Source organism: Corynebacterium maris DSM 45190 (genome assembly GCF_000442645.1).
GTDB lineage: Bacteria > Actinomycetota > Actinomycetes > Mycobacteriales > Mycobacteriaceae > Corynebacterium > Corynebacterium maris.
The window spans coordinates 2,647,180-2,669,675 of sequence record NC_021915.1 but is presented as its reverse complement, the minus strand read 5'-3'; the positions used below and the strand labels follow the sequence as shown (position 1 = coordinate 2,669,675).

At 67.3% G+C, this 22,496-nt stretch carries 21 protein-coding genes; 10 read left to right on the top strand and 11 right to left on the bottom strand.

Annotated features, from left to right (window positions below):
- Positions 1-77: 77 nt before the first annotated feature.
- The 3 genes from B841_RS12415 to B841_RS12405 all read left to right on the top strand — a co-directional run bounded on the left by B841_RS12415 (position 78) and on the right by B841_RS12405 (position 2,257).
- On the top strand, positions 78-980 hold the full coding sequence (locus B841_RS12415; protein ID WP_020936496.1) for a universal stress protein: 903 nt from the start codon (positions 78-80) through the stop codon (positions 978-980).
- A 184-nt stretch (positions 981-1,164) separates the two neighbouring features.
- A complete protein-coding gene (locus B841_RS12410; RefSeq protein WP_020936495.1) occupies positions 1,165-1,425 on the top strand; it encodes a GlsB/YeaQ/YmgE family stress response membrane protein in 261 nt (86 codons plus the stop codon).
- A 202-nt stretch (positions 1,426-1,627) separates the two neighbouring features.
- Positions 1,628-2,257 carry a TetR/AcrR family transcriptional regulator gene (locus tag B841_RS12405; RefSeq protein WP_020936494.1) on the top strand — a complete coding sequence of 210 codons (630 nt, stop codon included), beginning with the start codon at positions 1,628-1,630 and terminating at the stop codon, positions 2,255-2,257.
- Here B841_RS12405 and yidC read toward each other — a convergent pair.
- Positions 2,245-3,423 (bottom strand): membrane protein insertase YidC, encoded by a 1,179-nt coding sequence (yidC, locus tag B841_RS12400; RefSeq protein WP_020936493.1) that lies wholly within the window; start codon positions 3,421-3,423, stop codon positions 2,245-2,247. The two genes, B841_RS12405 and yidC, sit on opposite strands and share 13 nt — an antisense overlap.
- A gap of 146 nt (positions 3,424-3,569) precedes the next feature.
- On the opposite strand from yidC, the gene B841_RS12395 reads away from it, so the two are divergent.
- Positions 3,570-4,826 (top strand): sensor histidine kinase, encoded by a 1,257-nt coding sequence (locus B841_RS12395; RefSeq protein WP_041631910.1) that lies wholly within the window; start codon positions 3,570-3,572, stop codon positions 4,824-4,826.
- Positions 4,827-4,889: 63 nt separating this feature from the next.
- Positions 4,890-5,528, top strand: a complete 639-nt coding sequence (locus B841_RS12390; protein WP_020936491.1) for a LuxR C-terminal-related transcriptional regulator — start codon at positions 4,890-4,892, stop codon at positions 5,526-5,528.
- Between the two features lie 39 nt (positions 5,529-5,567).
- On the opposite strand, the gene B841_RS12385 is transcribed toward B841_RS12390, so the two are convergent.
- Positions 5,568-5,882, bottom strand: coding sequence for a histone-like nucleoid-structuring protein Lsr2 (locus B841_RS12385; protein WP_020936490.1), 315 nt, complete (start codon positions 5,880-5,882; stop codon positions 5,568-5,570).
- Positions 5,883-6,738: 856 nt separating this feature from the next.
- Complete coding sequence (locus B841_RS12380; RefSeq protein ID WP_020936489.1) at positions 6,739-7,374, bottom strand: DUF6474 family protein; 636 nt, start codon at positions 7,372-7,374, stop codon at positions 6,739-6,741.
- A 91-nt stretch (positions 7,375-7,465) separates the two neighbouring features.
- Between B841_RS12380 and B841_RS12375 the strand changes: the two genes are divergently transcribed.
- Positions 7,466-8,998 carry a TM0106 family RecB-like putative nuclease gene (locus B841_RS12375; protein ID WP_020936488.1) on the top strand — a complete coding sequence of 511 codons (1,533 nt, stop codon included), beginning with the start codon at positions 7,466-7,468 and terminating at the stop codon, positions 8,996-8,998.
- Here the strand turns inward: B841_RS12375 and B841_RS14150 are convergent.
- The 4 genes from B841_RS14150 to B841_RS12355 all read right to left on the bottom strand — a co-directional run bounded on the left by B841_RS14150 (position 8,995) and on the right by B841_RS12355 (position 13,292).
- Complete coding sequence (locus tag B841_RS14150) at positions 8,995-9,543, bottom strand: hypothetical protein (protein WP_245561049.1); 549 nt, start codon at positions 9,541-9,543, stop codon at positions 8,995-8,997. The two genes, B841_RS12375 and B841_RS14150, sit on opposite strands and share 4 nt — an antisense overlap.
- 127 nt (positions 9,544-9,670) lie before the next feature.
- Positions 9,671-11,332, bottom strand: a complete 1,662-nt coding sequence (locus tag B841_RS12365; RefSeq protein ID WP_020936486.1) for a cupredoxin domain-containing protein — start codon at positions 11,330-11,332, stop codon at positions 9,671-9,673.
- 66 nt (positions 11,333-11,398) lie between these two features.
- On the bottom strand, positions 11,399-12,598 hold the full coding sequence (locus B841_RS12360) for an MFS transporter (protein WP_041631909.1): 1,200 nt from the start codon (positions 12,596-12,598) through the stop codon (positions 11,399-11,401).
- A gap of 91 nt (positions 12,599-12,689) precedes the next feature.
- Positions 12,690-13,292, bottom strand: a complete 603-nt coding sequence (locus B841_RS12355) for a superoxide dismutase (RefSeq protein ID WP_020936484.1) — start codon at positions 13,290-13,292, stop codon at positions 12,690-12,692.
- Positions 13,293-13,528: 236 nt separating this feature from the next.
- Here B841_RS12355 and msrA point away from each other — a divergent pair, with 236 nt between their 5' ends.
- Positions 13,529-14,200, top strand: coding sequence for a peptide-methionine (S)-S-oxide reductase MsrA (msrA, locus tag B841_RS12350; protein WP_020936483.1), 672 nt, complete (start codon positions 13,529-13,531; stop codon positions 14,198-14,200).
- Positions 14,201-14,212: 12 nt separating this feature from the next.
- Here msrA and B841_RS12345 read toward each other — a convergent pair whose 3' ends face one another.
- Positions 14,213-14,908, bottom strand: coding sequence for an HAD family hydrolase (locus B841_RS12345; RefSeq protein WP_020936482.1), 696 nt, complete (start codon positions 14,906-14,908; stop codon positions 14,213-14,215).
- Between the two features lie 26 nt (positions 14,909-14,934).
- Complete coding sequence (locus B841_RS12340; RefSeq protein WP_084482053.1) at positions 14,935-16,770, bottom strand: alpha/beta-hydrolase family protein; 1,836 nt, start codon at positions 16,768-16,770, stop codon at positions 14,935-14,937.
- A 213-nt stretch (positions 16,771-16,983) separates the two neighbouring features.
- On the opposite strand from B841_RS12340, the gene B841_RS12335 reads away from it, so the two are divergent.
- Genes B841_RS12335 through B841_RS12325 form a run of 3 tightly spaced genes read left to right on the top strand, consistent with a single transcriptional unit; the run spans position 16,984 to position 20,478 of the window.
- A complete protein-coding gene (locus tag B841_RS12335; protein WP_084482113.1) occupies positions 16,984-18,822 on the top strand; it encodes a pyruvate kinase in 1,839 nt (612 codons plus the stop codon).
- The gene (locus B841_RS12330; protein ID WP_020935830.1) at positions 18,819-19,550 is read left to right on the top strand and encodes a glycerophosphodiester phosphodiesterase family protein; all 732 of its coding nucleotides are present in this window, start codon (positions 18,819-18,821) and stop codon (positions 19,548-19,550) included. Before B841_RS12335 ends, B841_RS12330 begins: the two co-directional genes overlap by 4 nt.
- A gap of 4 nt (positions 19,551-19,554) precedes the next feature.
- The gene (locus B841_RS12325) at positions 19,555-20,478 is read left to right on the top strand and encodes a DUF5926 family protein (protein WP_020935829.1); all 924 of its coding nucleotides are present in this window, start codon (positions 19,555-19,557) and stop codon (positions 20,476-20,478) included.
- 77 nt (positions 20,479-20,555) lie between these two features.
- On the opposite strand, the gene B841_RS12320 is transcribed toward B841_RS12325, so the two are convergent.
- A complete protein-coding gene (locus B841_RS12320) occupies positions 20,556-21,098 on the bottom strand; it encodes a TetR/AcrR family transcriptional regulator (protein WP_020935828.1) in 543 nt (180 codons plus the stop codon).
- Complete coding sequence (locus tag B841_RS12315) at positions 21,016-22,488, bottom strand: MFS transporter (protein ID WP_084482052.1); 1,473 nt, start codon at positions 22,486-22,488, stop codon at positions 21,016-21,018. Before B841_RS12315 ends, B841_RS12320 begins: the two co-directional genes overlap by 83 nt.
- Between the last annotated feature and the right edge of the window lie 8 nt (positions 22,489-22,496).

Sequence of the window (22,496 nt, the reverse complement as noted above, 5' to 3'; positions counted from 1 at the left end):
CTGGAAGGTGTAAAGGGAACTCAGGGTCTTGGCGGCCCGGAAGTTTCCACGCGCACCCGGACTGAAAGGGCAACGCCATGACCACCCACGAAGACATTGTTGTTGTAGCCGTCGACGGCTCGCCGGCCTCTGAAAACGCAGTGCGATGGGCCGCGAACACCGCGAACAAGCGCGGCATCCCGCTGCAGCTCGCGACGAGCTACACCATGCCGCAGTTCCTGTACGCGGAGGGCATGGTGCCGCCGCAGGAACTTTTTGACGACCTGCAGAACGAGGCGATGGGCAAGATCGACGACGCCCGCCGCATCGCGCATGAGACCGCCCCCGAGATCAAGATCGGCCACACCATCGTCGAAGGCTCCCCCATCGACATGCTGCTGGAGATCTCCAAGACCGCCACCATGATCGTCATGGGTTCGCGCGGCCTCGGCGGACTCTCCGGCATGGTCATGGGTTCTGTCTCCGCGGCCGTGGTCTCCCACGCCGAGTGCCCGGTCGTCGTCGTCCGCGAAGACAACCCGCTGGACGAGACCACCAAGTACGGCCCGGTCGTGGTGGGCGTGGACGGCTCCGACGTCTCCCAGCAGGCCACGGAGGTGGCTTTCGCGGAGGCCGACGCCCGCGACTCCGAGCTGATCGCCGTGCACACCTGGATGGACATGCAGATGCAGTCCTCCCTGGCGGGCGTGACCGCCGCGCAGGCGGACTGGAACGAGATCGAGCAGCAGCAGATTAGCCTGCTGGAGGAGCGCCTTCAGCCGCTCGTCGAGCAGTACCCGAACGTGCAGGTGAAGAAGGTCATCACCCGCGACCGTCCGGTCCGCGCCCTGGCGGAGCAGGCCGAGGGATCGCAGCTGATGGTCGTCGGCTCCCACGGCCGCGGCGGTTTCAAGGGCATGCTGATCGGCTCCACCTCCCGCGCGCTGCTGCAGTCCGCGCCGTCGCCGTTGATGGTGGTCCGCCCGGGCGTCACCGCCTGACGCCGGCCAGCGGCTCATCCTCTGAGACGCTACAGAACCCGTCTTCTCTCCCAGGTCGGGAGAGGGGACGGGTTTATTGCGGTTGAGTCTCAATCTCTTCGCAGCCCGGCTAAGGTCGCACGTTTCTTATATAAAGGGGACATAACCCTGAAAGCACCCGAACAAAGAAACGAGGACAACACACATGGCTCTTTCACTGGGATGGATCGCCTGGATCGTCATCGGCGGCCTGGCCGGCTGGGTCGCTTCCATGATCAAGGGCACTAACGCTCAGATGGGACTGTTGGCGAATATCGTCGTCGGTGTCATCGGCGGCCTGATCGGTGGCTGGCTGCTGGCCTTGCTGGGCTTCGACGTCGCCGGCTGGGGATGGATCCTCAGCTTCTTCACCTGTCTCTTGGGTGCGGTGATCCTGCTGACGATCGTCAACGCCATCCGCCGTTGACGTTGTGCCCGACCTCTGCCCCGCCCGCCGGCCCCTCGCTTACGCGAGGCCTGCGGGCGGGTCTTTTCATTCTGTCTGGTGGCATCGGCCCGGCGGGTTAGTCTGAACGTACCGGTTTGTCTATATTGGAGTTGAGACTTTCCCTCCCCGCGGCGACCGCCAGCGCCGAGGGAGGGCCCCGAGCGGAGAGGAAAGATCCGAGATGGCCTCAGGCACAGCCAAGAAGAAGACGACGAGCCGCCGCCGAAACCGGCCGAGCCCCCGGCAGCGGCTCTTGGCGTCCGCCACCAACCTATTCACCACCGAAGGAATCCGGGTCATCGGCATCGACCGCATCCTGCGGGAAGCGGACGTGGCCAAGGCCTCCCTGTACTCCCTGTTCGGATCCAAAGACGCCTTGGTCGCCGCCTACATCCAGGAACTGGACGAAGAGTACCGGGCCGAATGGGCCGAGCGCACCACGGACATGGCCGACGTCGACGGCAAGGTGCTGGCCTTCTTCGACATGGCGATCGACAAGGAACCGGAACAGAACTTCCGCGGCTCCCACTTCCTCAACGCCGCGAACGAATACCCGAAGCCGGACACGGACGGCGAACGCGCCATCGTCGCCGCCTGCCTGGAACACCGCAAGTGGATGCACACCACCATGACGGCACTGCTCAGCGAAAAGAACGGATACCCCTCCGGCACCCAATCCGATCAGCTGCTGATCTTCCTCGACGGTGGACAAGCCGGCGCCCGCCTGCTGCGCGAGGTCGGGCCGTTGAAGACAGGTCGCGACCTGGCGCGGCAGATGCTCGCCGAGCCGCCCGCCGATTACTCGATCTGACCCTTATCGTCTCCGTCACCGGCGTCCTGCCCGTCAGCCCCCTCCGGCCGACGGGCCTTTTTCTTTTCTTCGTTGCGCTGCCGGCGCCGGTCATTACGGGCCTTCGTCTGGGCACGCGTGCGCTCCCGGCGGGCCTTCTTCTCCTCCGCCGCGGCGTCCTTTTTCCGTTGCAGGAACTCGTCGATCTCTGCGCGGATGGCCGCGGCCTCCTCCGGGGCGGCGCGCCGGGCCTCGCGGCGGCGCTGCTTCACCCACTTCTCCTCGTCCTTCTCCTCGGCCCGGGCGGCGTAGAAGGCCGCGCGGTTGCTCTCCCGCAGTTCGCGGTGTTCCTCCAGCTGGGGCCACTTGCGGGCCACCGCCGTGTTGATGACGGCCGTCTGTCCCAGCGTCCAGAGCCCGTTGCAGAACCAGTAGAAGATCAGCGCGACCGGAATCGGGCCGAACAACCCCAGCAACAGCAGCAGCACCGGCACGATCGCGGAGACCGCCACGAGAAACTTGAATGTGCCTCGGGCCGTGCCGGACGACCAGTCGAGCGTCCGCCAGCTCCACAGCAGACCGAGAATGAGGTTCAGCGTGGTGAACACAATCGCGGCCAGCAGGAACGGCACGACGAAGGAGCGCACCTCTGTCGTGGTGGTGCCCAACTCCAGCAGCCGCTCATCGGACATGGCCAGGTACGCCTGCACCGGCTGGCCGCCGATCTCCGCCTGGAGGAAAGACTCGATGTCGGCGCGGGACAGCACCCCGATGGGAGCCTCGGCGTCCGCGCGCGAATCCGGCCGGGCCATCCACAACAGCATGCGGTACAGGCCGAGGAACACCGGCAGCTGGATCAGCGCCGGCACACAACCCGCGGCGAGGCTGTAATTATACTTCTCCTGCAACTCTTTCTTGCCGTCTTCGAGTGCGTAGACGTCCTCCGGTTCGGTGGAGTCGCCGTAGCGTTCCTGCAGTTTCGCCAGCTCCGGGCGCATGAGGACGGAGGCGCGGCCAGAGCGTTTCATGATCCAGGTGAACGGGGCGATCAGGGCGCGCACCGTGATCACCAGGCCGACGATGGACACGACCCAGGCGGTGGACTCGTCCATGCCGAACACATCGTGCAGCAGCAGGTGCCACAGTTTCATCACGGCGGAAACCGGGTAGACGAAGATCTCCAGCAAAGGTGTCCCTCTTCTTCAGGCAGAGCCGACGGCAGACAAATACGATCTTGATGGTACGTGCAGTGGGCGCCGGAACGGGCAATCGGCGTGGACGAGCTCCGCACGGTGACGCTGAGGCACGCCACCCGCTGGGTAGGCTCAGAGCCATGAGTTCCCCGGTGAAGGCGTCGTCCCCGACGTCCGACGAGTTCATTCTCAACGAGACGGCGATGCGGCAAGGCATCCACGTTCTCACCCTGATGCTGCTGGCCGTCACGGTCGCCTCCTCCTTCGCCCTCGAATTCATCGACGCGGCGATGAACCTGCTGCTGGTGGCGGTGTTCGCCGTGTTTTACTTCGTCGGATTCGACAGCCTGGACAAATGGGGTGAGACGTGGCGGCAAATGTGGGTCGTGGCGATGACGGGGGTGTGGATCCTCGACATGCTCATCTCCCCGGTGGCCATCTATCTGGTCTTCTCCCTGTACTTCGTCCTGCTGCGGGCCATGGACGACCTACGCGGAGCCGTCAGCGTCGTCTTCGTCACCGCGATCGCCATCGTGCTGCAGATGCCCGGCGGGGTGACGCTGGGGGCGGTCATGGGGCCGACGGTCGCGGCGGCAGTGACGCTGGCGATGCATTACGCGGTGCGGCGGATGCAGCGACTGACCAGGGAGCGGGAACAGGCGGTGCGGGAACTGGTGAGCACCCGACACCAGTTGGCGGAGACGGAACGCTCGGCGGGCGTGGTGCAAGAACGTGAACGCCTCGCGCACGAGATCCACGACACGGTGGCGCAGGGGTTGTCGAGCATCCAAATGCTCCTGCACGTCGCGGAGCGCGACCTGAAGCGGGAGAGGACGCCGGAACAGATAGGCAACGCCCTGCAACGCATCGAGCTGGCCCGCTCCACGGCGGCCGACGGCCTGGCGGAGGCCCGCGCCATGATCGCGGCCCTGCAACCCGCCTCCCTGGCCCAGACGAGCCTGTCCGGCGCCCTGGAGCGCATGGTGGAGTCCTTCTCCCAGGTCGGCGAGCTGGACATCACGGTCGAGGTGGAGGACGGCGGGACGGGGAAGGACCACCAGCTGCCCATGGGCGTGGAAGCGGCGCTGCTGCGCATCGCGCAGGGGGCCGTGGGCAACGTCGTCAAGCACGCCGGGGCGACGCGCTGCCGGGTGACGGTGACCTACCTCATCGACGAAGTCAGGATGGACGTCGTGGACGACGGCGCCGGCTTCGACGTCGAGACGGTGGAAGGCACGCCGGCGGGCCTGGGCCACGTCGGGCTGTCCGCCATGCGGTCGCGGGCCAGGGAACAGGGCGGTGAGCTGTTCGTGGAATCTGCGCCGGGCGGGCCGACGGCGGTGTCGGTGGCGATCCCGCTGCAGGCGGACCAAGACTCCGCGGTGCCGGAGGAATAGGAGGCACCGGCTATTATGAGCAGATAGTTATCTCGCCGTAGATATGAAGGGAACCTAAAGTCGATGATTCGCGTGCTGCTTGCGGACGACCATGAGATTGTCCGGCTAGGGCTCCGGGCCGTGCTGGAAGAGGCGGAGGACATCATGGTGGTCGGCGAAGTCGCGACCGCCGAGGCCGCCATTTCCGCCGCTCAGGCCGGGGGCATCGATGTGATCCTCATGGATCTGCGTTTCGGCGCCGGCGTGGAAGGCACGAAGGTGACCACCGGCGCGGAGGCCACCGCGGCGATCAAGGCGGCGATGGATAACCCGCCGAAGGTGCTGGTCGTGACCAACTACGACACGGACGCCGACATTCTCGGCGCCATTGAGGCCGGTGCGGTGGGCTACCTGCTCAAGGACTCCCCGCCGTCGGAGTTGCTCGCGGCCGTGCGTTCCACCGCCGAAGGCGATTCCGCTTTGTCGCCGGTGGTCGCGGACCGGTTGATGACGCGGGTGCGTACGCCCCGGATGTCTCTCACGCCCCGGGAGCTGGAAGTGCTGCAGCTGGTGGCTTCGGGCTCGTCCAACCGCGAGATCGGCCAGGAGCTGATGTTGTCGGAGGCGACGGTGAAGTCTCACCTGGTGCACATCTACGACAAGCTGGGGGTCCGGTCGCGGACTTCGGCGGTGGCCGCCGCTCGCGAGCAGGGCGTGCTCTGACGGTCGCATGACCGAACGCCGAGGATGTTCCTCGGCGATTTAGGCGTGGGCCTCCTGGTAGGCCTTCATGATGCTGTGGGGGATCTTGCCGCGGTTGGCGACGTCCATGCCCTTGCTCTGGGCCCACTGGCGGATGTCCGCGGGGTCGGCCTTTTCCAGGACATTGGCGGTTTCTTCGCGGGCGACCTCCAAGTAGCGGGCGAGGAGTTCCCGGAACTCTCGGGCGTTGTCTTCGGAAAGGTCGAGTACGTAATCGGTGCCGTCCAAGCTGAAACGAACGACATTCAGTTCTTCTTCAGTCAAGGCAGAGCCATCCAGATCGTCGAAGTATTGGGTGATTTCACGGCGTGCCATGGGTATTCTCCTTTGTGTTCATGCTCTTTTTTCTTATGCCATAAACTGTGAAAATGGGGTGGAACGAAGGGGGAAGGTACGCCATCTTTATATCATATTTTAAAATACTATAATTTGTGTTTCCTGGTCAAGCGATTCTTCCTACAAGATAAGCGGTGTGGCTGGAGATGGCGGGGGAAATCGTTGAAATGTCTGTGTGAATTATTTCCTCAGATATGAGGAAATGGATGGAAATTGTTTTCTATTCGTGGCGGGGGCGACTCCAGAAAGAGGCGGTGAACCAGTCTCCCGGTAATGACGTGTCGCGATTATCCCTGGTCGGGCTGCGGGGCATCACGGGATGACGACGTAACTGGCGGCCACGCCCCTTCCTCCTGGCCACGTGCGTGCCCGGCGGCGTCGAGGCCGTTGCGTTCGATGACGTCCTGGAGGGCGGGCGCCGTTGGTCGGCTTTCTGGCCGAAAAGCACGCTGGGTCGGGGCGGCGCGCGCTGCCGGTGTGGCGAAGATAGTTGTCGCTGCAACTTTCATCTGAAGAGAGAGGGGGTGGGGGCGACCATGGAAAACACTTTAGCTTTCCGTCGCCGCCTCCTCTTCCGGGGGTATATCCCCGGCACTCTGGCTGGAGGGGCATGAGGTCGCGGAATCGCCTGCGCATGGCCCCGAACTCAGTTGACTAGGCGGCCTCAGCTGGTCGGATGCGCTGAATCCGGGCGGGACGTCGGTGTGTGGCGGGCCCCGCCGGCACACCTGTGTGCCGGAAGGTGTGCGGGGGTAGGGCTGCGGTCCCGGTAAGGGTGGGGGCCGAAGGCATGTAGATACTTCTTTGTTTCCCGGGCGATACCGCCGACAACACGCTAACCGCGGGTGATCTTCTGCTGAATCTCCTGCGCCACCTTGTCCAGGTCCCGGTTGATCGCGGACAAGGAACGACGGCGCTGCTCCGGGCTCATGTATTCCGCGTTGTCGACGGCGATGACGAGCTCATCCAGGCGATCTTCGGCGTCGCGGGTGAATCCGGTCGGCAACTCCGCTTCCGTCAGCGTGGCGCGCACGCCCTCGATGCGGGCCTTGACCTGCCCGCCGTGCCCCGAAAACTGCGCCAGCTGGTCGCTGCTGATCCCGGCCTGATTCGCCCGTGCCGTCACCAGCTGTTCCCGGCCAGCGGTGATCGCCCGATAAATCAGCGGCAGCAGCACCGGCGCGGCGACCCGGGCGGCCCCGATCCACCGGCGCACCCGCTGCGGATTGACCTTGCCGGCCTTGATCTTCTCGTACTCCTGCTTGGCCTGCTTCTCCTCATGCTTACGCTTGTTCTTGAGGTTCTTCTGCTCGGTCTTGACCAGGTCCTTCTCCAGGTTGGCCAGCAACTTCTCGCGGCGCGTCTGCGTCTTCGCGGACTGCTTGACTTCCTGGCGGGCACGGGTCTGCGCAGACTTGATCTCCTTCCGGGCCTTGGCGCGCTGCTTACGGATCGTCGAGAGAATGCCCATGGTTATCGTGTCCTGCCTAAAGTTTCGTCGTTCCCTAACGCCATTCACCTTACCGTTTTCTGTCCACTAAGCTGTCAAGGTTGTGAGCGCTATGGACCCGCGGCAGGTGACGGCATCCGACCTCGTCGGCTGCCGGTACCGCTATGTCCAGCGCCAACATTTCCCGGACGTGCCGCCCACCGACTCCTCCGTCGCCCGCCGGCAACGCGCCGACGCTGAATTGCAGGCGATGTTGGCGCTGTTGCCGACCCGCCGCGGACTCGGCGACGGCCGCCGCAAGCTTTTCCTGCGCGTCGACCTCCCCGGCGCCGATGACCCCGACGACGCCGAGCTGTCCACCCTCGCGGCCATCGCCGCCGACGCCACCTTGATCACCGGCGCCGTGTTCACCGGTTCTGACGCCGGCCACCGGTGGCGGGTGGTCGTCGATGTGCTCGTCCGGCGTGAGGACGGTAACTACGCCCCGGTCATCGTCAGCAACCACCGCGTCGCCCGGCCAGACAAGCATTCCGTGATGCAGGCCGTGGCCACCAACCGGCTCGGCCTCAGCCGGCCGCTGGAGGTCGGCTACCGGCCGCGCCACCACGTCGTCGACGGCTACCGGCTCGGACTCGCCGCCCGCGCGCTGGCAGAGATCGGGCGCGACAGCGGCCGCGGCGGCGCCATCGGGCAGGACCGCACCACCGTTTTCCTCACCGACACCGCCGGATTCCAGCCGGCGCTGACCGCCGCGTTGGAGGCCGGCTGGCCGATTGTGGCCCGCCGCGTCAAGGAATGCGCCACCTGCCGCTTCTGGTCGCGCTGCGAGCCAGAACTGGTCGCCGCCGACGACATCAGCCTCGTGCTTCCCGGCGACAAGGCGCGCGATTTCCGCCAGGGCGGAATCACCACCGTCACCGGCCTCATCGACGCCCGCGCCGGCGAGCCCTCCGCGTTGGCCGCCGCTTGGCGCAGCGGCACGCCCCTGCTGCGACGCCTCGCGGCCGGGGCGGTCACCGGCCCGCACGCCGACGTGGAAATCGACGTCGACATGGAGGCCTACCTCGACCACGGCGCCTACCTGTGGGGCGCTTTCGACGGCGCCGACTACCACGGCTTCGCCACCTGGGAGGGTCTCGGCGGCGCCGCGGAGGCCGAGAATTTCGCCCGCTTCTGGGATTGGCTCATGACTAGGCGCGCAGACACACACGCCGCTGGCCTGACCTTCGCCGCCTACTGCTATTCCGCCAACGGCGAAAACCACTGGTTCCGCTCCACCGCCACGCGCTTCGGCGGCCGTCGTTTCGGACGCGTCGTGGTGCCGGAGCTCGACGAGGTCGACGCCTTCATCGCCTCCGACGAGTGGCGCGACGTCTTCGTCTGGGTGCGCCGTCACCTGATCGGACCGCACGGCGTCGGCCTGAAAATCGTCGCCCCCGAAGCCGGGTACACCTGGGCGGACGAAGGCTTCGACGGGGAGGACTCCGTCCACACCTGGCGCCGGGCGCAGGCGGCCGACGAGACGGGGATGCGCGCCCGGGCCACTCTGCTGCGCTACAACGAGGACGACACCCGGGCCACCGCCGCCGTGCGCGCCTGGCTCCGCGACGGCGCGCCGGGCGTGCCCTCCGCCGAGGACTTTTAGTAGAAGTGCACCGCCGCGTCGTCCGCGCCGGAGCAGGTCACCAGCTTCTCGTTGCGGGGAGCGCACGTCAGCGTGTACTCCTGCTCGGTGACCGGACTGTAGACCTCGACCTGATTGCGCAGGTGGTCGCGGATATCGTCCTCGGTGGCGTTGAGTCCCTCGATCAGCGCTTCGTGGGTGGCGATCACGAATTCACAGCTGGTGTTCTCGTTGCCGGCCCAGATATTGGTGCCCCAGCCGTCGCCGTGGATGCAGATGGTGGAGGGTTCGCCGGCGATGGTCACTTCGCTGCCCACCGGTTCGTAGGGGAGGTCGTCGGCCGGGACTTCATCGCCGGGGCCGCCGGTCTGGGTGGTGGTCTCGACCGCGGCGTCAGTATCCGTGGTCGGCGCCGGCGGTGCCTCGGGCGGTGCGGTGTCTTGGGTGGGGGCGTTGTCGGTGGCGGTGACGGTGGTGACTTCGCCGTCAGCCTCGCCGTCGGCGCATCCGGCTAAAGCGAATGCGGCTGCGGCCGTCAGCGCCGCCACTTTCACAGGTGTCCTCATGCTCATGGCGCTCCTCGTCGGGGCATGGTCGTCGGGTACCCGCCAGGGTAGACAGTGTGGGCTCGGTCAGAGCTTTTCGTGATGCGACTGTGAGGTTTCCGCAACTGGGTCGATGCGGTTCTCCGGCCTACACCACGACGACGTCGAAGGTCATGCCCTGAATCTCGTGGCCGGCGATCGTGCACCAGCCGTGCATGTCGGCGCTGACCACGCCCAAATCCATCTCCATTGATTCCCCTTCCGCCAGCCGCCCGGATTGCACGCCCGAGGCCATCTTCAGGTCATGGGCCTGCGCGTCGTCGTTGGTCAGCGTGATGATCACCTGGTTGCCCGCGGGGACTTCCACGACCGCCGGGTCGAAGGCCATGCCGACGGCACGGACGTCCACGGCGGTGACCTCCTCGGTGCCGGTGGGCGCCACCGCGGCAGTCCCGCCGGTCTCCTTCAGGCCACCGAAGAGCGCGAGAATCAACGCCAGCACCGCTATGCCCGCGGTGACCTGGCCCCACGGAGTGGTGGGCTGTTCCGGGCGCGGGAAGTCCTTTTCCTTCAGCAGCACCGCCTTCTGCGACTTCACCGAGCGGAGCAGCAGCGGGACAAAGGCCGCGAAGGATCCGAAGACCAGCACGCTGAGCACGACCTTGAGCCAGGAATTGTCCGCCAGCTGCCAGAAGATGAAGCCCAGGTTGATCAGGGTCAGCCGGAACAGCCCGCCCCGGTTGAGTTCCGCCAGGCCCGCCCGCTTGGGAGCCGGGCCGCCGCCCATGGTGGTGGGCAACAGGTAGCTCATCACGCCGATGAGCAGCTGGGCGGCGAAGCCGATGAGCAGCGGCATCGTCGGCAAGTCCACCAGGTAGATCTCCGAACCCGCGGCGATCAGCTGCACGGCGTAGAAGACCACCGCGCCGATCAGCCAGAGGACGGCCAGCAGGATGGACGCCGATGGGTAGGTGATGCGGTCGCGGGGGTCCTTGGCCACGTCGAGGACGTTGGTGAGCCAGGCCTGGAACCCGACGATCCAGCCGGCCGCGTACACCATCAGCCCACCGCCGGCGAGGAGCCCGGAGTCGAGGATTCCGCCGACTGTCGCGGCGACGACGCCGATGCTCAACAGCCAGATCATGGGCACCGACCGGTCCTTGAGGCCGTTGATGCGCCAGATGGACGGGAAGAGCACCGTTAGGGAACCGGCCGCGGCCAGCCCGAGGAACCCGCCGAGGTTGATCACGGTGTGCCCCATCAACAGCTGCAGGTGCAGCTCATCGGGCAACCCCATGGACAGGAGGGCGCCGAAGACGGCGCCGACCGGCAGCGCGAACCCGGAGAGCACGTAGGCGAAGACCGCGGTCCGGAAGCGTTTGCTTTTCTCGGAGCGCAGCCACTGCTGGGCCAGCACCACGGCGTGCCAACCCAACGCCACGGCCACGGCTGCGGCGCCGATCTGGGTGAGGATCCAGTGCCGCTCCCACCAGTAGACGAGGACCTCGCCCAGAATCGTGACGACGATGCCGGCGTTGAGCAGATAGGTGCGCCGGAGCTGCCAGGGGCGGGCCGAGTCCGGCAGGCGTTGCCGGAGGAACTTCTCCGTGAAGTGTTGCGACCACAGCACAATCGAGTTGGTGAGCACGCCGAGGGTGAAGATATGGATGAGCACCCAGCGGTATTCGGGGATCCAGAGGTGCGTCACACCGGCGACGAGGAAAATGGCCATCCACACTGTGACGGGCCGGGCGGCCTTGCGGTGCCAGGTGTCGGAGCGCCACTCTTTGGTCGGAAACTGCTGGCTCATGCGGATCAACGTTACTACATTAAAAACGTCATTTCCCGGTCAAAAAGCCGGGGCGGGTGAAGCGTCTCAGCGCTGCCGTTCGCGCGCCGCCATGACGGCCGCGACGGCCACCGCCACGAAGAGCACGGCCGTCAACACCGCGATGAAACCGGTCCAGGGCAGCGCGCTGAACGCCCAGCCAGAGGCGCCGCCGAGCAGCGACGACCCGGTGTAATAACAGAACAGGTACATGCTCGAGGCCTCCGCTCGGTTCTCGGTGGCGATGACGCCGATCCAGCTGGAGGCGGTCGAGTGCATGGCGAAAAAACTCGCGGTGAACACGAACAACCCCGTCAACGCCAGCCACAACCACCCGGCGGCGACCGCCCACAGCCCCAGCCACATGCCGACCGCACCGCCCAACATGACCGTGCCCCGGCCGATCCGGTCGGAGAGCGCGCCGGCGCGCGCCGAGGACCAGGTGCCGGCGAGATACATCACGAACACGGCGCCGACGAGGGCGGGGGAGAGCCCGAAGTCGTCGATGAGGCGGAACCCGAAGAAGTTGTACACCGAGACGAACACGCCCATGCCGACGAAGGCCACCGCGAACAGGGCCACGAGACTGGGGGTGCGCACATGGCGGGCCATGGCGGCCACCTCGTGCCGTAGCGTGATGGAACGCGGCGTGAAGCGGCGCTGCTTCGGCAGCGCCACGGCGGTGATCACGGCGAAGACGAGCGCCACGACGGCCGTGATGAACAGGGCCCACCGCCATGAGGTGAACTCGAGCAGACCCGCGGGGATCAGGCGGCCGGACAGGCCGCCGAGGGTGTTGCCGGAGATGTACAGGCCCATCGCCCGCCCCAGGTCGCGCTGGTCGACCTCTTCGCTCAGCCAGGTCATCGCCACCGCCGGGGTGCCGGCGACCAACGCCCCCTGCACGGCACGCATGACGATCAGGGTGCCGGCGTCAGGGGCCAGCGGCAGCAGCAGGCCGACCGCGGTGGCGGCCAGGGCGGAGATGATCAGCACCCGGCCACGGCCGTAGCGTTCGGAGAGTATCGAGGCCGGCACGATGCAGACGGCGAGCGCGCCCGTCGCCGCGGACACGGTCAGGGCCGCCGCCGTGGGGGAGACCTCCAGGTCGGCGGTCAGCATCGGCAGCATCGCCTGGGTGGCGTAGAGGGCGTTGAACACCGCCAGGCCCACCGCGAGCATGGCCAACGTGGCCCGTCGGTAGTCTCGGTGGCCTCGCCGTAACCCTTGGTGGTTCTCCTCGCCCATGGCGTCTATGGTGCCCCACCGGGGCCGGAAAGCGCGGCAGCCACCCGCCCCCGATTCGGGGCGGGCGGCTGGCAGAGAGAAGTTACGTCGTTTACTTCTTGGCGTCGGCGTAACGTGCGGCGACGTCGTCCCAGTTGAAGACGTTCCAGACGGCCTTGACGTAGTCGGCCTTGACGTTCTTGTACTGCAGGTAGAAGGCGTGCTCCCACATGTCCAGCATCAGCAGCGGGGTGAAGTCGACGGAGACGTTGCCCTGCTGGTCGGTCAGCTGCTGGATGATCAGACGATCGGCGATGTGGTCGTAGCCCAGCACTGCCCAGCCGGAGCCGTGGAGGGCCAGCGCGGCGTTGGAGAAGTGGTCCTTGAACTTCTCGAAGGAACCGAAGTCGCGGTTGATGGCCTCGGCCAGCTCACCGGTCGGCTCGCCGCCACCGTTGGGGGACAGGTTCTTCCAGAAGATGGTGTGGTTGGTGTGGCCACCCAGGTTGAACGCCAGGTTCTTGGACAGGGCGCGCACGGCGTCCTGGTTGGTGCCTTCCTCGCGCAGCTTCTCCAGGGCCTCGAGGGCGGCGTTGGCGCCGGCGACGTAGTTGGCGTGGTGCTTGGAGTGGTGCAGCTCCATGATCTCGGCCGAGATGTGCGGCTCAAGGGCGTCGTAGGCGTAATCAAGTTCCGGCAGCTCGTAAACAGCCATGGTCTAGTTTCCTTTCTTCGGGTGTTTCGTTCAGCGTCGCACCAGCCGAAGCAAGTGCAGCGCTCTAAGACTCCACTATAGGCAAGAATGGGATTTCGGCAACGAAGTTATGTCTGAATTGCTTGGCCTAACGCGCGGGCGCCTTGGGAGCGCCGATGAATTTATTTCCGCCGGAATCTTTTCGGGCCGGCTGACGTTGAAGGGACACAGACACTCTGTTTGAGGAGGCACCGCCCGTGTACTGGATGTTTCAACCCACCCCTGAACTGCTGCCCGAGGGCCAGACCCTCAAGGGCGGCTCCATGCCCGTTCTGGAGAACCCGCGGCCGCACGCCGTGCTCGGCACCCCCATCACCGGGCCATGGCAGGACGGCCAGAAGTCGATCATCGTCGCCATCGGCTGCTTCTGGGGCGTCGAGCGGATGTACTGGGAGATGGACGGGGTGGAAGGCACCTCCGTCGGCTATGCCGGCGGCGTGACCCCGAACCCGACCTACCGCGAGGTCTGCTCCGGGCGGACCAACCACACGGAGGCCGTCGAGGTGGTCTACGACCCGGAGAAGATCAGCCTGGACGCCATCGTCGCCGCCGCCCTCGAGGCGCACGACCCGACCCAGAAGAACCGCCAGGGCAACGACGTCGGCACCCAATACCGCTCCGCGATCTACACCGTCGGAGACGGCGCGGAGGCGGAGAAGGCCCGTGTGCGCGACATCGTCGACCACTACGCCCAGCTGCTCGCGGGCAAGGGCTTCGGCGACGTGACCACGGAAGTCAAGACGCTGACGGAGACCCCCGCCGGGAAGTACTATCTGGCGGAAGATGTCCACCAGCAGTACCTGCACAAGGTCCCGGACGGATACTGCCCGCACCACTCCACCGGGGTGGCCTGCTCCCTGCCGGCCTAGCCCACGGCGGGTTCAGAACTCGATCTGGCTGAGGGAAGCGACCGGGGTTTCCTCCTGTGGCATGGCCCGATGTGGCGCGATCCCTTCCCGCACCAGGTAGATGGCCTGCCACCCGGCGAGGCGGGCGGCCGCGACGTCGTTGTGCCAGTCGTCGCCGATCAGCAGCATGCTGCCCGGGCCAGCCACCCCTAACCTGGCCTCGGCCGCCGCATAGGCACGCGGATTCGGTTTCGCCGCCCCGAGGTCCGTGGCCGCCAACAGCCGCAGGCCGTCGAAATCAAGTCCCGTCGCGCTGAGCTTGCGGGCCTGCATCTCCGTCGCGCCGTTGGTGAGGATCCCGACCTCCCGGCCAGAGGCCGCCGCCCTCTCTAAAGCGTCGGCCGCGTCCGGGTAAGTCCGCCAGGCGGCGCGGTAGGCCTCGACGTAGACGTCGTAGATCCGCAAGGCGGTGGCGTCGTCAAGCTGATCGTCGCCCAGAAACTCCCGGCACCGCCGGATGCGCTGCCCGGTGTGGGTGACGGTCCCGCGTTCGAATTCGAGGAACCACCTGCGCTCGATTTCCGCCCACCGCCGCCACTGCTCCTGCGGGGACGGCAGCCCAAGTTTGGTGGCCAGATGCACGGCCCCGGCGCGCGCCGCGGCGTCATGGTCGACCAGCGTGCCGTCCAAGTCGAAAAGCACGACGCCCACTTCGGATCCGATCTGCATGGTCTTCGATCCTAAACCCGGGTCGATCAACGTTTGATCAGGTGGACCCGCACCCACTGTTCGATGTGGCGGGCCAGCCGGTCGTCGAAGTCGACGACCACCTGCTCGCCGAGCACGCCGACCCAGTAATACGGCATTTCTCCGTGGTACTGGTGGGCGTGGCCGCCGGGGAACTTCAGGGAGCTGATCTGGTCAAGGCCGACCTGCCAGCCGGTGATGAACGGCGCCCATCGCATGCCCTCGAACACGTCGAGTTGTTGTGCCTTAGGCGCAGGCACCCCACGGGAGCCGGGCTCGCGCAGCCAGGCCGGCTGGGTGAAAAACAGGTTCCAGTCCCAGAAGGTGATGGGGTCGGAGGCGTGTTGCGCGAAGACGATGCGCGGGGACTGCCAGTCCTCCGCGAGGTCGGCCCCGGAGAAGTCGTGGCGCAGGTGCGCCGGCACCGCGGCGAAGCGGACGTGACGGCCGCGGTCGAGAACCGGGAGCCGCTCCGGGGAACCGGGGTCACGCGTTTCGGTCAGCGCCCGGTGGATGCGGGTAAACCGCGGCGGCCCGGAAAAGACGGCCCCGTCGACCTGCTCCAGCAGCTGCGCGTAGTCCCGGAAGGAGTCCACGATGCCGTAGGCGCCGAGGGACTCGCCGGAGACGTAGAGCTTCGGCCGCGTCGCCGGATCCATCTCCGCCAGCCGTTGCCGCACCGCGTCGATGAGGATACGGGAAGAGACGACGGGGGAGTCGTGGTCGGTGACGTAGGCGACGGCCGAGGGCAGGTAGGAGTACTGCATGGCGACCGTGACGCAGTTTCCGCCGGTGAGAAACTCCACGGAGCTGACGGACCAGTCCGCCAGCCAGCCGGTGCCGGCGGCGGCCATCATCACGATGGTCGGGCGTCGAAAAGCGCCGGTGCGGTCCATTTCGCGGAGCACCTGGTCGGCCTGCTGCCGAAAATCCCGGCCGCGGCGCAGGCCGACGTAGATGCGGATCGGCTCGCGGACGTCTTCGTGGCCGGTCACCGCGCGGATGTCGCGCGCCCGGGGGCCGCCGGAGACCAGCGCACGACCCTGCGATCCCAGGGCGTACCACGGCTCGTGCGACCACGGGGAACCCGAGCGCTCCGGCTCCCAGGGCTGCACGGTGCCGGGGAAGATCGACAGGTTGCGTTCCTGGGCGCTGCGGCCCACGGAGTTGAGCAGCCGACGGATCACGAACCGGTCGGACGTGACGCCCAGGACAAGAACCAGCGCGACCAGCGCCAACGGCCAGCTGACCACCGGCGGCAACCAGCGCGACAGGGTGCGGCTCATCCGGTTGATCGACTGCTGGGCCGTCTCGCCCACAAGCAGCAGGGCGCCGTAGCCCAGGGTGCCCACGAGCAGGCCGGCGACCGCGTCCCGCCGCCCTTCCCGGCCGGGCGTGCTCACCAGCTGCGCCTGTTGCTCCTGCCGCAGCAGTGACGTCACCGTCACGGTGGCGGTGACCGTGCCCATCACGGCGTGCAGCACCTCGTGGGTGCGCTGCGTGACCCGTGCCCGCGGCCGCCACCCCACCAGATCGAAGCCCCGGCTGACGGTGAACCGCACACCCGTGGCGGCGGCGTGCCCGAAGCCCTGGCAAAACGCCACGTTCAAAGCGGTGACCCACCACGGGCGCGGCAGCAGGGACGGCGAGATCGCCCACCACGTCGCGGCCTCCGCCCCCAATATCCCGGCGCCGAGCTGCTCCGGCAGGCGACGCCGCTTGGTCATGCGCACCCCCGGCAGCAGATCCGCATAGACCTCGAGGGCCACGACGGCGACTTTCAACGCCCCGACGGCGCCGCGGCGGGCGAGGTTGCGCAGCACGACACGGGGGCTTTTTGACATAGCGACAATTGTGGCAGATGCCCCCGCCCCGCGCATGCGGGCCCGCAACCGCCCGCACGCAGGCATCCCCACGGCCCAGGATGCCGGGCCCGCCGGAAGCGGGCACAATGAAGAAGACGCACATGCACTAGCCGACCCCATCCACCGCGCCCCGGGAGGTATGACGTGGACCAGCACCTGTTGGCCGAAACCATCACCAAAATCGACGACCTCATGGAGCGGTTGGCCAACGCCGAGGAGTCCAACCGCGCCGCCATCGACAAGGTGCACCCCGACCACCGCGACGGCGCGCTCAACCTGGTCCACTACACCACCCTGCGCTCCCGTGACATCCGCCCCCTGCAGGCCCGGCTGTCCGAAGTGGGCGCCACCCGGCTGACCACCACCGAACCCTCCGTGATCCCCCGCCTCAAAGTCGCGCGCAACGTGCTCAGCGCCTACGCCGGCCAGGAGCTGAAATACGGCAGCGAAGAAGTCACCGGCGCCTTCAACCTGGCCGACGACATCCTCGAGGCCAACGCCAACCAACTGCTCGGCGAGCACCTCGACGGCACGCACTCGCGCATCATGGTGACCTTGCCGACGGAGGCCGGCGACGACCCCGACCTGGTGCGCGGCTTCGCCGAGGCCGGCATGGAACTGGCCCGCATCAACTGCGCCCACGACGCCCCGGAAGTGTGGGCGCGCATGATCGACAACGTCCACGCCGCGGCCGAGGCCGTGGGCCGGGAGATCAAGGTGGCCATGGACCTGGCCGGGCCAAAGCTGCGCACCGGCGACATCGCGCCGGGCCCCGCCATCGAGCGGGCGCGCGTCACCCGCACCAAAGTCGGTGAGATCATCACCCCGGCGAAGCTGTGGCTGACCCCCGCCGGCACATCCGCCCCCGAGCCGCCGGCCAAACCCGGCCGCCCGACGCTGTCCCTCCAGGTGGACCCGGCGTGGCTGGACGACCTCACCGAAGGCAGCGAACTCCGGCTCGTGGACGTCCGCGACTCCAAACGCGTCTTTTACGTCCGGGACGTCCACGAGGCGGACGGGATGCGCTGCGCCTACGCCGAAGGCGAACAAAACGCCTACCTGGCCAACACCACCCTCATCGAGCACGACTGGCAGCGCACCCGGGTCTCCGGCATCGAGGCCAGCGAGCAGAAACTGCGTCTGGCCACGGGCGACCGGCTGACCCTGACCACCGACCAGACCCCGGTCGACCCCTCGCAGGCGGACCGCCACATCATCGGCTGCACCCTGCCGGAAGCCGTCGAAGCCATCCAGGTCGGGGAAAAGGTGCTCTTCGACGACGGCGCCATCGCCGCCGTGGCCGCGGCCAAAGACACCGTTGGCGAGCACACCGAAGTCACCCTCGACATCACCCGCGCCGGACTCGGTGGCACCAACCTGGCCGCCCACAAAGGCATCAACCTGCCCGACACGGAACTGCCGCTGCCCAGCCTGACCGACGAGGACCTCGAGGCCTTCCGTTTCGTCGCCCGGCACGGAGACATCGTCAACGTCTCCTTCATCCGTAACGCCGAGGACGTCGCCGACGTCCTCGACGCCTTGGCCGAGATCGCCGACGACATCGAGGCCGAGTCCGGCCACGAGGCCGGCGACCGGGCCCGCGGACTGGGCGTGGTGCTCAAAATCGAGACCATTCCCGCCTATGAACAGCTGGGCTCCGTGCTCTTGGAAGGCATGCGCCACCCGAACCTGGGGATCATGGTCGCCCGCGGCGACCTGGCCGTCGAACTCGGCTTCGAGCGCATGGCGGAGGTGCCGCGCTTCATCATGAACCTGGCCGAATCCGCCCACGTGCCCACGATCATGGCCACCCAGGTGCTGGAATCTTTGGCCAAGTCCGGGCTGCCCACCCGTGCGGAAATCACCGACGCCGCCTACGCCCTGCGCGCCGAGTCCGTCATGCTGAACAAGGGCCCCCACATCAACGACGCCATCGCCATCCTCAACCGGATGTCCGCCAAACTGGGCAACAGCCAACGCAAGAACCGCATCCAGCTGCGCAAGATCGACAGCTGGGAAAACACGCTGTGAAGATCGTCTCGCACCGCGGCAACGCCCCGGGATTCTCGGAACTGACCCCGGCCGCCTTCGAGCACGCCCTGGGCCTGCCCATTCACGGCGTGGAATGCGACGTTCGCATCAGCGCCGACGGCGTGGTCGTCGTCCACCACGACGTCACCGTCGACCGCACCTCGGACGGCAGCGGACCCGTGGCCAAGAAAACCCTCGCGGAGCTGCGCGAACTCAACATCGGCACCGACGAGAACCCGCAGGGCATGCTCACCCTCGACGAACTGTTAGGCATGGTCGCCGACGCCGGGGACAAACACCTCTACCTGGAGATCAAGGACCCCCTGCTGACCAGCCAGGTGATCGAGGAACAGGTGGCGCTGCGGCTGCGCCGCGCCGGGTTGCTCACGGATCCACGGATCCACGTCATTTCTTTTTCGCACGCGGCGATGCGGCGCATGGCGCGGCTGACGCCTGACCTGGAGCGCTACTACCTGCGTCACGACCGGGAGATCCGCTTCAACCGGAAAGATCTGTTGCTGTCGCGGCCGACGGGCCTGGGGCTGTCCATTCGGGCGGGGCGGAGCAGGCCGGCGTTGGTGGGCTCGCACGGTCTGCCGAGCTACATGTGGACGGTCAACGACGCCGAGGACATGCGCTTCGCCGAACAGCTGGGGGTGGAGGTGCTGGCGACGGATGATCCGCAGCTGGCCCTCGACGTCCTCGAGAGCGCCAGGCCTGTAGATTAGGCGCATGGCCAAGAAGAACCGTAAGAACAAAGACGCCCTGCCCGAGGGCATGAGCCGGCGCCAGGCGAAGCTCGCCGCCCGCGCCGCCGAGCGCGCCGCCCTGGAAAAAGACCCCCGCCCGTTCGCCGGATTCACGGCAGAGGCCGAGCTGGTGGCCCTGCAGGAATTCATCGCCTCCGGGTACGCGAAGGTGGACGTCACGGGCGCCGACCGCGACATCTACGTGTGCAGCATTTTGCCCGGCGCCGGCGCCGTGCAGGTCCGCGACTCCGAATTCGGCGGCGACGCCTTCGTCGCCCTGCAGGTCAAGGGACGCTCCCACAACCCGGGCCGCGACCTGGCGTACGCGCTGAACTGGGCGAAGGACGCCCGCCCCGGCGAGACCCTGCAGTCCACGGTGGCGGACGGCACGCAGCCGGAGCTGTCCGAATTGATTGACACGGACGCGGAGCTGGACGTGCAGATCCAGGATGACTTCAACTGGTGGGTGCCGGAGAAGGCGGACGTGCCCGTTGAGATCCAGCACGCCATCCAACAGGCCAATGAGACGGTCGTGATCACCCGCCGCATCGAGGCCGACGTGCCGGGCGCCGCCTGGTTCGCCGACCAGGGCGGCGGCAAGACCTACGTCCGCTGGGTGCGGGTCGACGACAACGAGACCGCCCTGCTCAACGCCTTGGCCCGCATCGCCGCCGCCGGCGACCTCGCGTTCGGGGAGGGCACCAAGTTCGCCGGCGTGTTCCGCACCCACGGCCTGATCGTGCCGGTCTGGGATCTGCCGGAGGACGCGCAGCCGCAGGACTACGTCGCCGAGCTGGAGCGCGTGGACGGTCTGATCTCCGCGGAGCTGGGCAACGACGCCCAGCTGAACCCGGAGGAGCGCAAGCAGCTCGAAAACATCAAGTCCCGTCAGGTCACTATCCGCTAGTCGACGACCCGTCGTCCGCCTCACGCCACGCCGCCCCCGTCCGGGCCGCGTGGCGTGCTTTCGTGGTGGGGCCCGGGTCAGTCGTCGTCCGGGATGAGGCGTTCGGCGGCCCTGAGCAGCGCCTGTTTTTGCGCCTGCGTCGTGGTGACCAGGTTGAGCTGGTCACCGGCCCACAGCCCGTCAGCGACCAGCTGCACGAGGTAGCGGGCGGTGGCGTCGTCGTCCTCGCCGACTTTGTCCAGCGACGGGTTCCACTTGTCGAGCACCTCGCGCCAGATCTGAGCGTGCACGGGATGGTCGAGGGCGTCGAGGGAGACCAGCAGGTCGCTGCGCGTGGCCCGGTGGGCGGCCATCGCCAGGTTCCCGCGCAGCCGCTGCGCCGGGGTGGCTTCTGCGGCGGGGCAGCCGACGATCTGCTCGAGCCGGTCGTCCCAGTCCGCGGCCATGTACCGGTGCAGATCGGTGATCATGTCGTCGCGGGAGGGGAAGTGGTAGATCAGCCCGGACTTGCTCAGCCCGCTGGCCTGGGAGACGGACTCATAGGTCACCGCCGACAGCCCGGACTTTTCGACGATCTCCTCGATCGCCTGCAGGATCTGCGTCTTCTTGTTCGTGCGCATAACTCGTCTCCTTAGGGTTGCCGCGGAACAGGATGGCGGTCAGCGCCGCCGCCAGCACGGCCACGGCGGTCAACACGGCCATGACCGCAAGATAGCTGGCGTCGTAGGCGGAGGCGTCGAAGCTCTCCGAGTCGGAGACCTGCCGGGCGTAGAACATCGTGATAAGGCTGCCCGCGACCGTGACGGACAGCAGGGTCCCGAATTCGTAGGAGACCTCTTCCACGGCGGCGGCCATGCCGGCCCGGTGCCGGGGCGCTGAACCGACGATGGCGGTGGAGGCCACGCCGAACGCCGCGCCGGTGCCCGCTCCGACGCCCACCATGCCGGCGATGACCGGCCAGAGCGTGTCGCCGGCCACGCCCGCGTAGACGGCAGCGCCGCCGAGGGCGACGACGGTGAAGCCGCCGGTGATCAAGGTGCGAAAGCCCAGGCGGTGCAGCAGCGCGCCGCCGGCGATGGAGGTGGGGAAGGAGGCCAGCGCCCCGGCCGCGGTCAACAACCCGGCCTCCAGCGGGCTGAACCCGGCGCTCAGTTGGAAGCGCTGGGTGGTCAGCAGCTCGGCGCCGGCGAGCACGAACATGCCCAGGCCGGCGGTGAGCACCCCGCCGGTAAACAGCCGGTCGCGGAAGACGTCGAAAGTCAACAGCGGCTCGGTCAGCCTGCGTTGGCGCAGGACGAAGACCGTCGCGCCGATGGCCAGGGCCGCCGCGCTGAGGGCGAGCACGACGGGCGAGCGCCCCGCCGAGAGTTCCTTGATGAACATGACTAGTCCGAACATCGCCACCAGGGCGTACAGGCTGGAGGCGAAGTCCCAGTGCTTGTCCGGGTGCGGCTCATTCGGCGGCGCCAGCGCCGGCAGGGCGATCAGGCTGACCAGCACGACGGGGACGTTGATGAGAAAGACCGAGCCCCACCAGAAGTGCTCGAGCAGCGCTCCGCCGATGACCGGCCCGGCGGCGGCGCCGAGCAGGGCCACCGACGCCCACACGCCGATGGCGGTGCTCAGCTCCTTCGGGTCGCGGAAGGTCTGGCGGACCAGCGCCAGGGTGGCGGGCATCATCGTCGCGGCGCCGAGTCCGAGCAGGGCACGGGCGGCGACCAATGCCCAGGCGCTCGGAGCGAAGGCGGCCGCCAGGGAGGCGACGCCGAAGATGACCAGGCCGGCGGTGAACATCCGGCGGTGGCCGATCTTGTCGCCCAGGGTGCCGGTGCCCAGGAGGAAGCCGGCGAGCACGAGCGGGTAGGCGTTGATGATCCACAGGGCTTCGAGCTCGCTGGCGTCAAGTTCCGCGCGCAGGGTCGGCAGCGCGGTGTAGAGCACGGAGTTGTCCACCCCGACGAGAAACAGGCCCAGGCTCAAGAGCAGGAGAAAAATCCAGCGTCGTCGCATGGGAAGTA

What these genes read in the sequence shown, in the direction of transcription:
- B841_RS12415 (WP_020936496.1), top strand. Translation starts at nt 78, where the DNA reads ATGACCACCCACGAAGACATTGTTGTTGTAGCCGTCGACGGCTCGCCG.
- B841_RS12410 (WP_020936495.1), top strand. Translation starts at nt 1,165, where the DNA reads ATGGCTCTTTCACTGGGATGGATCGCCTGGATCGTCATCGGCGGCCTG.
- B841_RS12405 (WP_020936494.1), top strand. Translation starts at nt 1,628, where the DNA reads ATGGCCTCAGGCACAGCCAAGAAGAAGACGACGAGCCGCCGCCGAAAC.
- B841_RS12395 (WP_041631910.1), top strand. Translation starts at nt 3,570, where the DNA reads ATGAGTTCCCCGGTGAAGGCGTCGTCCCCGACGTCCGACGAGTTCATT.
- B841_RS12390 (WP_020936491.1), top strand. Translation starts at nt 4,890, where the DNA reads ATGATTCGCGTGCTGCTTGCGGACGACCATGAGATTGTCCGGCTAGGG.
- B841_RS12385 (WP_020936490.1), bottom strand. Translation starts at nt 5,882, where the DNA reads ATGGCACGCCGTGAAATCACCCAATACTTCGACGATCTGGATGGCTCT.
- B841_RS12380 (WP_020936489.1), bottom strand. Translation starts at nt 7,374, where the DNA reads ATGGGCATTCTCTCGACGATCCGTAAGCAGCGCGCCAAGGCCCGGAAG.
- B841_RS12375 (WP_020936488.1), top strand. Translation starts at nt 7,466, where the DNA reads ATGGACCCGCGGCAGGTGACGGCATCCGACCTCGTCGGCTGCCGGTAC.
- B841_RS14150 (WP_245561049.1), bottom strand. Translation starts at nt 9,543, where the DNA reads ATGAGGACACCTGTGAAAGTGGCGGCGCTGACGGCCGCAGCCGCATTC.
- B841_RS12365 (WP_020936486.1), bottom strand. Translation starts at nt 11,332, where the DNA reads ATGAGCCAGCAGTTTCCGACCAAAGAGTGGCGCTCCGACACCTGGCAC.
- B841_RS12360 (WP_041631909.1), bottom strand. Translation starts at nt 12,598, where the DNA reads ATGGGCGAGGAGAACCACCAAGGGTTACGGCGAGGCCACCGAGACTAC.
- B841_RS12355 (WP_020936484.1), bottom strand. Translation starts at nt 13,292, where the DNA reads ATGGCTGTTTACGAGCTGCCGGAACTTGATTACGCCTACGACGCCCTT.
- B841_RS12345 (WP_020936482.1), bottom strand. Translation starts at nt 14,908, where the DNA reads ATGCAGATCGGATCCGAAGTGGGCGTCGTGCTTTTCGACTTGGACGGC.
- B841_RS12340 (WP_084482053.1), bottom strand. Translation starts at nt 16,770, where the DNA reads ATGTCAAAAAGCCCCCGTGTCGTGCTGCGCAACCTCGCCCGCCGCGGC.
- B841_RS12335 (WP_084482113.1), top strand. Translation starts at nt 16,984, where the DNA reads ATGGAGCGGTTGGCCAACGCCGAGGAGTCCAACCGCGCCGCCATCGAC.
- B841_RS12325 (WP_020935829.1), top strand. Translation starts at nt 19,555, where the DNA reads ATGGCCAAGAAGAACCGTAAGAACAAAGACGCCCTGCCCGAGGGCATG.
- B841_RS12320 (WP_020935828.1), bottom strand. Translation starts at nt 21,098, where the DNA reads ATGCGCACGAACAAGAAGACGCAGATCCTGCAGGCGATCGAGGAGATC.
- B841_RS12315 (WP_084482052.1), bottom strand. Translation starts at nt 22,488, where the DNA reads ATGCGACGACGCTGGATTTTTCTCCTGCTCTTGAGCCTGGGCCTGTTT.